The organism is Streptosporangium sp. NPDC000509, from assembly GCF_042898365.1.
Taxonomy (GTDB): Bacteria; Actinomycetota; Actinomycetes; order Streptosporangiales; family Streptosporangiaceae; genus Streptosporangium.
This window is the reverse complement of the sequence record NZ_JBIAYX010000018.1, coordinates 231,975-243,746: the sequence shown is the minus strand read 5'-3', so window position 1 is coordinate 243,746 and position 11,772 is coordinate 231,975. Positions and strand designations below refer to the sequence as shown.

Here is an 11,772-nt window from a genome sequence, read left to right as displayed (position 1 = left end):
AGGTCAACGCCGACCTCGCCCTGCGCACCCCCGTCGACGTCACCGCCGGCGAGTACAACTCCACCCTCACGCTCTCGCTGTTCAACCAGTCCTGAACCAACGGCGGAGGCAGGACGCCACCGCCCGCTGTGCGTGTCCGGGACGTGTGCGAACCTGGCGTACGTCCCGGATGTTCACGATGAGACATTCGCACTTCGGTGGCGGGCACCCGCCGTGCCCCGCCGCCACCCCCGGAAGGGAATCACGACCCGTGAACAAGGCCCTCAGATACGCCGCGGCCATCATGCTGGCCGGGCTCGGGCTGCTGCTCGGCGCCCCGGCCGCCTCCGCCGCACCCAAGTCACCCCTCAAGCTGGAGGTCGTCGGAGACGGCGGCCGCAACGTCAACGTGCTGGTCACCTGGAAGAAGGACAGCCGCCCGGTCACCGAGATCGTCGCGGCGACCCTGCTCGCGACGGCACCCGACGGCCGTACCTTCGGCCCGATCCCGCTGAAGTCGGCGCCCGAGGGACAGAACCTCTACAACGCGGCCGAGCCGCTCCCTGTGGGTGAGTGGAAGGTCGCCGTAACCGTCACCAAGCCCGCCAAGGCCAGCAAGTCGGCGAGCGTGAAGGTACAGGACATCGTGCTTCCCCCGGACATCCAGCCGGCGTCCAGCACGGAGCTGGCCCAGCGCGCCCAGCTGGCCGAGCGTGCCCAGGAGAGCTCGTCGGACGACCTGTTCCTCCAGATCGGCGTCATCTCCGCCGCCGCGCTGGCCGCCATCGGGGTCATGTTCGTTCTCGTACGCCGCAGGAACGTTTCCGGCTGACCCTGCGGGGCCCGAGGGTCGCTGAGCTCCCCGAGAAGTCCCGGCCCCCGTCCCGTTTCCCCCGCCGACGCGGGGTAGTCGACCCGGCATGCGCTATCACGTTCTGGCCTGTGACTACGACGAGACGCTGGCCACCGAGGGCCGCGTCGACGACGACACCCTGGACGCCCTCGAACGCCTCGCACGCTCGGGGCGGCGACTGGTCATGGTGACCGGCCGGCAGGTCGACTCCCTCACCCGGGACTTCCCGCGACTCGACCTGTTCGACCTGGTCGTCGCCGAGAACGGAGCCGTGCTCCACAACCCGGAGGAGCAGGAGAGCTCGACCCTCGCGGAGGCACCGCCGGAGACCCTCGTCGAACGCCTGCGCGAGCTGGACGTGGAGCCGCTCAGTGTCGGCTCGGCGATCGTGGCCACCACGGAACCGCACGCAGAGACCGTTCTCGACGCCATCCGCGAACTCGGCCTGGAGATGCAGGTCATCTTCAACAAGGGCGCGGTGATGGTCCTGCCCTCGGGGATCAACAAGGCCACCGGCCTGACCGCCGCCCTGGCGGAGCTGGAGATGTCGGCGCACAGCACGATCGGCGTGGGCGACGCCGAGAACGACCACGCGTTCCTCGCCGCCTGCGAGTGCGCGGTGGCGGTGGCCAACGCGCTGCCCGCGGTCAAGGAACGGTGTGACCTGGTGACCGAGGGAGAGCACGGAGCCGGGGTCGTCGAGCTGATCGACCGGATCCTGGAGAACGACCTGGCCGACGTGGACGTGACACGCCACCACCTGCTGCTGGGCACCGACGACGCCGGAGAGGTGCGGTTCTCGCCGTACGGCATGCGCGTGATGGTCGCCGGCCCCTCGCACAGCGGCAAGTCCACCGTCACCGCCGCGCTGCTGGAACGGATCGCCAAGGCCGGCTACCAGTTCTGCCTGGTCGACCCGGAGGGCGACTACACCGAGGGGGTCGAGGGCGCGGCCGTGCTCGGCGACGTCCAGCGCGCGCCCACCCAGGAGGAGATCCTCCAGGTGCTGGGCGACCCCGGCCAGAGCGTCGTGGTCAACCTGCTGGGCATCCCCCTCGACGACCGGCCCGGCTTCTTCCAGGACTTCCTGCCCCGCCTGCTGGCACTGCCGGCCGGCTCCGGGCACCCGCACTGGCTGGTGGTCGACGAGGCCCACCACCTGATGCCCGACGGGTTCAAGCTGCGCTCGGTTGAGCTGTTGCGCGAGGTGGGCGGGCTCCTGCTGGTCACCGTGCACCCCGAGGCGGTGAGCGAGGCGGTCGTCCAGACCCTCAACACCGTCGTCACGGTCGGGGACGAGCCCGGGGGCGTCCTGGGCGCGTTCGCCGCCGCCACCGGCAACGACGCTCCCGGCCGCGACCTCCCCGACCTGCCGACCGGGGAACTGCTGTTCTGGAGACTCGGCGAGGAGCCGGTCAAGGTGCGGCTCGCCCCGCCCGAGGAGGAACGCCAGAGGCACCGCCGCAAGTACGCGGCCGGCGAGCTCGGCGAGGACGCCAGCTTCTACTTCCGCGGCCCCGAGGGGGCGCTGAACCTGCGAGCGGGCAACCTGATCACGTTCTGCCGCATCGCCGACGGCGTCGACGAGGACACCTGGAACCACCACCTGCGCCAGGGGGACTACTCGCGCTGGCTCGCCGACTGCGTCAAGGACGAGGACCTCTCAGCCGAGGTGGCCGAGGTCGAGCAGGATCCCGGCGACTCCGTCGACGAGGCCAGGAAACGAGTGCGCGAACTCATCGAGGCCCGCTACACCGCCCCTGCGGAACCGAGCGGGATCACCTCCTGATCCTCCGGCCGGTCCGTGACGGTGCCGGACGGCGTGACCCCGCCCGACACCGTCACGGACATCCCACGGCCACCACCACTGACACGCACTGCGAACTCCGCGGTGCCGGGGCTGCACGAAGGAGGACGTCCTTTCCTTGACGGTTTCCGCCTTCTCCAGGCTCCGCAGTGCTCCTTCGGGCGAACCGCACCGGGGTCGCTGGAGACTTTGATGTACTCCGGCGCGATTCAATCTTCGTGCGGCTGTAAATTACATGCCCCACCACGAAGAATGTAAATTACATTCCCTATCACGAAGAAACCGCACGACAGGCCATATTCTGGCGACCGAGTGGTCAATGCCGTCTTTACCTGGGTCCGTTTGAAATTTATCCTCGGTCGATCCAATGATCCGGCCCTGTAGGAGAATCATGCGAAAAGGTACTCGGCTCCGCCGGCTCGGTCTCGTCTCAGCGGTGGTGGCGGTCGGCCTGGCGAGCACGCCCGTGGCCGCGCACGCCGACGGCTACGACACTCCCCGCAGCGCCACCGTCGTGGGGGCGGGCAACACCCACGCGGAGGGGTTGGCGGCGACCGAACAACGGGCCCGGGCGGCCGTCCTCGCGGTCGGCCACGACTGCACCCCTGGGGTCTATTACACCCTTACCACCTATGTGTCCCCGGGTGGCGGCACGTGGGTCTTCCGGTCCACTCACGAGGCGATGTGCGTCGACTGAACAAGCTCGGCCTCGGCCACGGGAGGGTGCACGGAGGGCTCACCACGCTCGGCATCACGGTCGTGGCGCCCACGATCCGGGAGATCCCCAAGTGAGAAGGATCGATCCGGCACCCGAGCGGGCGTCCACCACCTGTGCCGACTTCCTGCGCTCCCAAGCCGAGGCCATGCCTGCATGTGACTTCACCGAGACCGTCACCCTTGATGGACGGCGTCAGTACGTCCGGATCAAAAGTCCGCGGATCCGCCGGTAACCGTTCTTCGCGTGTGAAGGTCGGAGAGGGGCCTCGACCTGGGAGTCCGGGAAAGAGCATGATGGCTGAATGTCGTACGCTGACGCCTTCGCCCGCAGCATCGCCGATCCCGAGGACTTCTGGGCCGAGGCCGCCGAGGCCGTCACCTGGAGCAGGCCGCCGCGCGAGGTCCTGGACGCCGGGGCGCCGCCCTTCTACCGGTGGTTTCCCGACGGGGAGCTCAACACCTGCCACAACGCGCTGGACCGGCACGTCGAGGCCGGGCACGGTGACCGGGTCGCGCTGATCTACGACAGCCCGGTGACGGGCACCGGCAGGCGTTACACGTACGCCGAGCTGCGCGAGGAGGTCGCGAGGTTCGCCGGGGTGCTGCGCTCGCTCGGGGTGGAGCAGGGCGACCGGGTGGTGGTCTACCTGCCGATGGTGCCCGAGGCGGTGATCGCGATGCTGGCGTGCGCGCGGCTGGGGGCGGTGCACTCGGTGGTGTTCGGCGGGTTCGCGCCCAAAGAGCTGGCGGCCAGGATCGACGACGCGCGGCCTAAGGTGGTCGTGTCGGCCTCCTGCGGGATCGAACCCTCGCGCGTGGTGCCGTACAAGCCGATGCTCGACGCCGCGCTCGACCTGGCCGGGCACCGGCCCGCGCACTGCGTGATCCTCCAGCGCGAGCAGGCCCCCGCCGAGCTGGTGGAGGGGCGGGACGTCGACTGGGCGAGCGCGAAGGCCGACCCGGCCGAATGTGTGCCGGTGCGCGCGACCGACCCGCTCTACATCCTCTACACCAGCGGCACCACCGGCCTGCCGAAGGGCGTCGTGCGCGACAACGGCGGGCACGCGACGGCGCTGCTGTGGAGCATGGCCAACGTCTACGACATCGCGCCGGGCGAGGTGTTCTGGGCGGCCTCCGACGTCGGCTGGGTCGTCGGGCACTCCTACATCGTGTACGGGCCGCTGCTGCGCGGCGCCACGACCGTGCTGTACGAGGGCAAGCCGGTCGGCACCCCCGACGCGGGCGCGTTCTGGCGGGTGATCGCCGAGCACCGGGTGAACGCGCTGTTCACCGCGCCGACCGCGTTCCGCGCCATCAGGAGGGCCGACCCGCAGGCGGCCCTGCTCGGCCGGTACGACATCTCGTCGCTGCGGACGTTGTTCCTCGCCGGGGAGCGCCTGGACCCCGACACCTACCACTGGGCGGCGGACAGGCTTGGCGTGCCGGTCGTCGACCACTGGTGGCAGACCGAGACCGGCTGGCCCGTCGCCGCCAACCTGCGCGGGCTGGAGCCCATGCCGGTCAAGCCGGGCTCCCCCACCGTGCCCGTCCCCGGATACGACGTGCGCGTGCTGCGCGCCTCGGGCGAGGAGTGCGCCCCCGGCGAGGAGGGCGCGATCTGCATCCGGCTCCCGCTCCCGCCGGGCACGCTCCCCACGCTCTGGCAGGACGACGAGCGCTACGTGCGGTCCTACCTCACGGCCTTCCCCGGCTACTACCTGACCGGCGACGGCGGCCACCTCGACGAGGACGGCTACCTGTTCGTGATGGGCCGTACCGACGACGTGATCAACGTGGCCGGGCACCGGCTGTCGACCGGGTCCATGGAGGCGGTGCTGGCCGCGCATCCGGCGGTGGCCGAGTGCGCGGTCATCGGGGTCGCCGACGAACTTAAGGGGCAGGTGCCTCGCGGCTTCGTGGTGCTGAAGAGCGGGACGGAGATCGACCCCGAGACCCTGCGGGCCGAGCTGGTCCTCGCCGTTCGCGAGCAGGTGGGCGCCGTGGCCGCCTTCAGGCAGGTGGACGTGGTCCCGGCCCTGCCGAAGACCCGGTCGGGAAAGATCCTGCGCAAGACCATGCGCGGGATCGCGGAGGGCTCCGACGAGCCCGTTCCCTCGACCATCGAGGACGCGACGGTGCTGGACGCGCTGCGCCCCGTCATCGGACGCCGCACCACGGCGGACGGGTAGGTCCCGGAGGGCCGACGCTCGGCATCATCACGGTCACAATCCGTTCCCTTTTACGGCTTGTCGCACCGTGTCATCGTTAAGGTTTCAGCGTGGCGCATGAAGCGGGCATGCTGGTCGCCGGGCGATATCGGCTGATGAACGTGCTGGGCCGCGGCGGGATGGGCACGGTGTGGCGGGCGCGGGACGAGAGCCTGGAGCGCCAGGTAGCGATCAAGGAGCTCATCCTCCCCGACTACCTGGACGTTCCCGCACGTGAGACCCTCTACCGGCGGATGGGGCGTGAGGCCCGCGCCGCGGCTCAGCTGAAACATCCGTCGATCATCACCGTCCACGACCACGTCGTCGAGGCCGACGGCCGCCCCTGGATCGTGACGGAGATCATCGACGGGCCCTCCCTCGACGAGTTGCTGAGGACCCAGGGGCGCCTGCCGCCCCGGCGGGTGGCGGCGATCGGCGCGCACATCCTCGCGGCACTGCGGGTCGCGCACGCCGCCGGGATCACCCACCGCGACATCAAGCCCGCGAACGTCCTGCTCGAAGGTGAGCGGGTCGTGCTGACCGACTTCGGGATCGCCGCCGTCGAGGGAGATGTCACCCTCACCGGCGCCGGCGTCACCCTGGGCACCCCCGCCTTCATCTCTCCCGAGCAGATCAACGGCCACCCCGCCACCGCCGCGTCGGACCTGTGGTCGCTGGGCGCCACCCTGTACGCCGCGGTCGAGGGCCGCCGGCCGTTCGCCGGTACGACGCATGGATCGATCTACGTCTCGATCGCCACCCGGCAGCCCGCCCCGCTCGTACACGCCGGTCCTCTCGCCCCCCTCCTGGAGGGACTGCTGCGCAAGGAACCCGCCCTCCGCCTCACCGGAGCCCAGGCCGCCGTCGTCCTCGCCGAGATCGCCGCCACGCCGGACCCCGGGGAATCCTCCACCGGGCCGGATCCGGACGAGGGCGACACCCGGATCGCCGACCGGCCCGCTCCCGGCGCATCGGTTCCTTCGCCGACCGAGCCGTACACCGCGGCACACCAGGAGACCCGAAAGACCCAGGAGGACCAAAAGGCCCTGGAGGCCCTGGAGGCCCTGGAGGCACGGCCCGACACCCTGCGGTTCACCGCCGTGTCGCCCACGGCGCCACCCGCCGTGTCACCCGCTGTGTCGCCCGCGCTGTCCCCCTCGGCCCTGCCACCCGCAACCCTGTCGTCCACCACCCCGGCCACCTCACCCGCGCTCGCGTCCGCATCCGAGGCCGCCCCCGAGGCCACTTCCGCGTCCGAAGTCGCGGCTGCGGAGAGCGCGGCGCGTCCCCCTCGGCGCCGGCTCCTCCCGGTGGTCGCCGTGGCCGGGGCGCTCCTCGCCACGGCCGCCGTCGTGGCCTACCTGCTCTGGCCCGCGACGGGTCCCAGGAAGGTGACCGCTCTCGCACAGCTCAGAGGGCACACGGAAACGGTGAACACGGTGGCGTTCAGCCCGGACGGCGAGACGCTGGCCACCGGCGGCGGTGACGGCGCGGTGATTCTGTGGGACGCGCGGACCCGGCGGCCGATCGGCGAACCGATGAAGGGCCACACCAGGGCGGTGGACTCGATCGCGTTCAGCCCGGACGGCAGGCTCCTGGCCAGTGGCGGCAACAACGGCGAGGGGACCGAACCCGGCGACCACACGGTGATCCTGTGGGATGTGGCGACCCACCGGCAGGTCGGCGACCCCCTCACCGGCCACACCAACTGGGTACGGTCGGTCGCCTTCAGTCCCGACGGGAAGATCCTCGCCACCGCCGGCGCCGACGCGACGGTGATCCTGTGGGACACGACCACCTGGCAGCAGATCCGCGACCCCCTCAGCTCCCACGGCGACTGGGTGCAGTCGGCCGTCTTCAGTCCCGACGGGAAGATCCTCGCCACCGCGAGCGACGACGCGACGGTGATCCTGTGGGACACGACGACCTGGCAGCAGATCGGAGACCCCCTCACCGGTCACACGGGGCCGGTGTGGCCGGTCGCCTTCAGCCCCGACGGCACGACCCTCGTCAGCGGCGGCAGCGACAAGACGGCGATCGTGTGGGACCTCGCGACCCGCCGTCCGGTCGGAGACCCCCTCCCCCATCCTGGCGAGATCCACGCTCTCGCGTTCGGCCCGGACGGCGACATCCTCGCCGTCGGCACCGGCCCCGTCGTCCGGCTGTGGAACACGCGGACCTGGCGACCGGCCGGCGATCCGCTCACCGGTCACACCGGGTCGGTGTGGTCGGTCGCCTTCGGCCCCGACGGCAAGTCTCTCGCCACCGCGAGTGACGACAAGACGGTGATCCTGTGGGACACGTCCTCACCGGTCGGAGCCACGGATTTTCCGTGACCGCGGCTCGTCGGAGCGGGCGTGCTCGTCATCGCGGCGGCGGGAGCGGGGGTAATTTGTGAAACCACCTATCGTCTTGTCGGGGTTCCTGGAGCCTTGCCGGATTTCCTGGAAAGCTCCTGCGACGCCAGGTACGCCCACTGCCACAGAGTCTCGACGGGTCTCCGCTCGAAGCGCCGCAGCCAGAGCGTGAACAGCGTGACGAGGTCGGTCTGCCCGAACAGCCGCCCCTCCCGTCAGTCGCCGGAGACGACGCGGGCGTGCAGCCGGACGGCGGTCGCGGGGTCCCAGCCGAACGCCTCCCGGCCGGCCAGCCACGCCGCCGCCCCCGCGCCGTCGCCCGCCAGGACCGCCGAGGGCCCCAGCCTCTCCCGTACGGCGGAGGCGATCGGCCCCTCGCTGGTCAGCACGCTCCCGGCCAGCACGATCGGGCTCGTCTCGCCCGCCCGGCGGACCTCGGCGACCGTCTCGCAGAGCAGCCGGGCCGCGCCGGACACGATCGTGAGGGCGGCCGGGTCGCCCTCGATCGCCGCCCGGCTGACGAGCGGGGCGAGCCTGGCCAGTTCCAGCGGGGGCCGCGACTGCGCGCGGACCACCAGCCTGATCGCGAGTGCCCTCAGCTCCTCCACCGTGCCCGAGACGGGCGCGCCCGAGGCGAGCGTCCCCGACTCCGCCGCACCCGCCTCCACCGTGCCCGAGGCGAGCGTGCCCGAGTCCACCGTGTTCGAGAAAAGCGGCTCGCCCTCCAGCAGGGCGCCCATGACCAGGCCGGTGAGCCTGCCGCCCGCGTCGCCCCTGCTGAGGGCGTGGACTGCGGCGGACGCCGCCTTCCTGCCCAGCCAGAACCCCGAGCCCGCGTCGCCCAGCAGCCAGCCGAGCCCGTCGGCGATCATCACCGGCTCGCCGTCCTCGATCCTGGCGGCGATCGCCCCGGTACCAGCGATGAGGGCGGTGCCGTGCGGTTCCGCCGTCCCCGCGGCGAAGGCGATGCCCAGGTCGCCGGTGAGCCGGGGCGGGACGCGCAGACCGGCGGCGGCCCACATGGGGTCGAAGACCAGGCGGTCCAACGCCCCGCCACCCGCCAGCCCGATGACCGCCCCGCTCACCAGGCCCGGGTCGATCCCGCGCAGCGCGAGCCCCAGCGCCCGGCCGATGTTGGCCACCGCGACGGCGTTGCCGTGAGCCGCGGGGTTGCCGCCCGGCGCCCTGCCGTACCCGGCCCGCCGTCCCGAGGCGTCGAGCAGCAGCGCCCGCGAGGAGGTCCCGCCGACGTCCAGCCCGAGGACGTACATCGCGCTCAGAGATGCTCGCCGAAGAACGCGGTGACGGCCTCGACCGCCCGGGTGACGTGCGGCTCGGTGTCGTAGAGGTCGATGTGCAGCCTCGCGTCCAGCCAGACGATCCGCTTGGGGTCGTCCATCCGCCGGTACGCCTCCTCGGCGCCCTCGGGTGAGCAGAAGCGGTCGACCAGGCCGTGCACGATCAGACCGGGCTTGGGCGAGAGGAAGTCGGCACCCATCATGTTGTCCACGGTGATCAACTCGCGGATGGAGGCCCGGGTGACCTCGTTGCGCCAGTGCTCCGAGGCCCCCCTGGAGGTGCCGTAGTAGGCGAACGGCTCGTCGCCCGGCATCGCCGCCTCCCCCTCCTCGGCCACCGCGGGGAGATACTCCACCTCAGCACCTCCGTCCTGGCGCTCCAGCACCTCCGTGAACGAGGCCAGCGCCTCCTGGTATCCCGAGGGGGACATTCCGGCGCGCATGCCGTAGGGGTTGTTGTAGGCCCCCGCGACGCCCGCGAACGCCTTCACCCGGGGGTCGAAGGCGGCGAACCTGAGCGCGTAGCCCCCGCCGAGGCAGATCCCGAGCGCGCCGATCCTGTCGCCGTCCACCTCCGGGCGCGAGCGCAGCAGCGAGACCGCGGCCCGCAGGTCCTCCAGCTTGCCCTGGGCGTCCTCGTGGTTGCGTGGCTGTCCGCCCGACTCCCCCCAGTTGCGGTGGTCGAAGGCGAGCGTCGCGTATCCCGCGTCGGTGAGCCGGGCGGCGTACAGGCCGGTGACCTGATCGCGGGTGCCGGTGAACGGGCCCGTGAGGACCACGCCGGGGTGCGGGCCCGGCCCCGCCGGGATCCGCAGGTCGCCGAGGAGGGTGATCCCTCCGGCGGTGAACTTCACCTTTTCCGACATGCTCCAAGTCTGTACGGTCCGCGCCGCGGAAGCCAACGAGCCCCCCGCAACCCCCCGCACACCTCCGCTGTCTTCACACCCCCGCGTATCCCGGGCCGGCCCGTTCCCGCTCGTCCGGCCTGAGCCGGAAGCGGGAACGGGGACGGACTTACCAGGATCTTCCGGGCCTCAGGAGTCGAATCCGAGCCCCATCCGATCCAGGGTGCGCAGCCAGAGGTTGCGGCGGCCCTGGTGCAGGTCGGCCTGGGCGATCGACCAGCGGGTCATCTGGATCCCGGCCGAGCGGACCGGCTCGGGCGGGAACGGGACGGGCTTCTCCTTGACCATCCTGAGCTCGGTCCGCTCGGTCCGCTCTCCGGCGAGCAGGTCGAGCATGACGTTCGCCCCGAACCGGGTCGCGCCGACGCCCATGCCGGTGTATCCGGCGGCGTAGGCGAGGCGCCCGCCGTGCGACTGGCCGTAGAAGGCGCTGAAGCGGCTGCAGGTGTCGATGACTCCGCCCCACCTGTGGGTGAAGCGCAGCCCGGACAACTGGGGGAACGTGGTGGAGAAGTGTTCGGCCAGCTTGACGAAGGTCTCGTCGCGCTGGTCGTACTCGGGCTTGATCATGCCGCCGTTGTAGTAGACCGCGTCGTAACCGCCCCAGAGGATCCGGTTGTCCTCGGTCAGCCGGTAGTAGTGGAACTGGTTGGCCGCGTCCCCGACCCCCTGCCGGTTGTGCCAGCCCACCGAGGCCAGCTGGTCGGCCGAGAGCGGCTCGGTCATCAGGGCGTAGTCGTAGACCGGCACCAGGAAGTGCTTCAGCCGCCGCAGCAGCGGCTGGAACACGCCGGTGCCGAGCGCGACCCTGCGCGCCCTCACGCTGCCGTGCGGGGTGATCAGGTCCAGACTGGTCGGGGTGTCCCTCATCGTCCGTACCGGCGTGCGCTCGTAGATGCGCACGCCCAGCGAGAGGCAGGCCTGCCGGAGCCCCCAGGCCAGCCGGGCGGGGTCGAGCATGGCGCAGCCGTCGCGCTCCCAGTGGCCGCCGATGTACGTGGGCGAGTTCACCTCCGCCCGGACCTGTTCGGCGTCGAGGACGTCGAAGCGGACGCCCAGGTCGCGGGCGATGCCGAGGTTGCGGTTCATCTCCTCCAGCTGCCACGGCTCGGTGGCCACGTGCAGCTCGCCGGTACGCTCGTAGCCGCAGTCGATGCCGTATGCGGCGACCGCCTCGCCGATCTCGTCGAGGTTGTCGACGCCGAGGCGTTCGAGCGTGTCGATCTCCTCGGGCCAGCGCTCCAGCCCGTTGGCGATGCCGTGGGTCAGCGTGGCCATCGCGAAGCCGCCGTTGCGGCCGGACGCCGCCCAGCCGATCCTGCGCCCCTCAAGGAGGACGACGTCGAGCGACGGGTCGCGTTCCTTCGCCATCAGGGCGGTCCAGAGCCCCGAGAAGCCTCCGCCGACCACCGCCAGGTCGGCGCCGGTCTCGCCGAAGAGCCGCGCCTGCGGCTCGGGTTTCGCCGGACTGTCGAGCCAGTACGGCTTGCGCTCCGCGTCAGCAAGAGCCTTCAGCGGATCCACAAATCTCACTTCCCTACGTGAGTCAGGTTGTCTTTGTGTGTATCGCGTGGTCGTGGAGATCACGCGCGGGTTCCCCCCGCCTGAGTCCGATCTCGCCTCCCTGTTCTGTGCCGGGAATCTGTACT

At 71.2% G+C, this 11,772-nt stretch carries 8 protein-coding genes; 5 read left to right on the top strand and 3 right to left on the bottom strand.

The window, feature by feature from the left end:
- Positions 1-250 precede the first annotated feature (250 nt).
- From ACFY3D_RS30855 to ACFY3D_RS30835, 5 genes are all read left to right on the top strand, one after another.
- Entirely contained in the window at positions 251-811 is a 561-nt protein-coding gene (locus ACFY3D_RS30855) for a hypothetical protein (protein ID WP_389985741.1), read from the top strand.
- Between the two features lie 88 nt (positions 812-899).
- On the top strand, positions 900-2,621 hold the full coding sequence (locus tag ACFY3D_RS30850; protein WP_389985738.1) for an HAD-IIB family hydrolase: 1,722 nt from the start codon (positions 900-902) through the stop codon (positions 2,619-2,621).
- A 409-nt stretch (positions 2,622-3,030) separates the two neighbouring features.
- Positions 3,031-3,336 carry a hypothetical protein gene (locus ACFY3D_RS30845; RefSeq protein WP_362925223.1) on the top strand — a complete coding sequence of 102 codons (306 nt, stop codon included), beginning with the start codon at positions 3,031-3,033 and terminating at the stop codon, positions 3,334-3,336.
- A 322-nt stretch (positions 3,337-3,658) separates the two neighbouring features.
- The gene (locus tag ACFY3D_RS30840) at positions 3,659-5,545 is read left to right on the top strand and encodes a propionyl-CoA synthetase (protein ID WP_389985735.1); all 1,887 of its coding nucleotides are present in this window, start codon (positions 3,659-3,661) and stop codon (positions 5,543-5,545) included.
- An 89-nt stretch (positions 5,546-5,634) separates the two neighbouring features.
- The gene (locus ACFY3D_RS30835; protein WP_389985732.1) at positions 5,635-7,899 is read left to right on the top strand and encodes a WD40 repeat domain-containing serine/threonine protein kinase; all 2,265 of its coding nucleotides are present in this window, start codon (positions 5,635-5,637) and stop codon (positions 7,897-7,899) included.
- Positions 7,900-8,135: 236 nt separating this feature from the next.
- Here the strand turns inward: ACFY3D_RS30835 and ACFY3D_RS30830 are convergent, their stop codons facing one another.
- From ACFY3D_RS30830 to ACFY3D_RS30820, 3 genes are all read right to left on the bottom strand, one after another.
- Positions 8,136-9,191 carry an N-acetylglucosamine kinase gene (locus ACFY3D_RS30830; RefSeq protein ID WP_389985729.1) on the bottom strand — a complete coding sequence of 352 codons (1,056 nt, stop codon included), beginning with the start codon at positions 9,189-9,191 and terminating at the stop codon, positions 8,136-8,138.
- Positions 9,192-9,196: 5 nt separating this feature from the next.
- Positions 9,197-10,084, bottom strand: coding sequence for an alpha/beta hydrolase (locus ACFY3D_RS30825; RefSeq protein ID WP_389985726.1), 888 nt, complete (start codon positions 10,082-10,084; stop codon positions 9,197-9,199).
- Between the two features lie 168 nt (positions 10,085-10,252).
- Positions 10,253-11,647: an NAD(P)/FAD-dependent oxidoreductase gene (locus ACFY3D_RS30820; protein WP_389985759.1), complete on the bottom strand. Its 1,395-nt coding sequence runs from the start codon at positions 11,645-11,647 to the stop codon at positions 10,253-10,255.
- Positions 11,648-11,772: the final 125 nt, after the last annotated feature.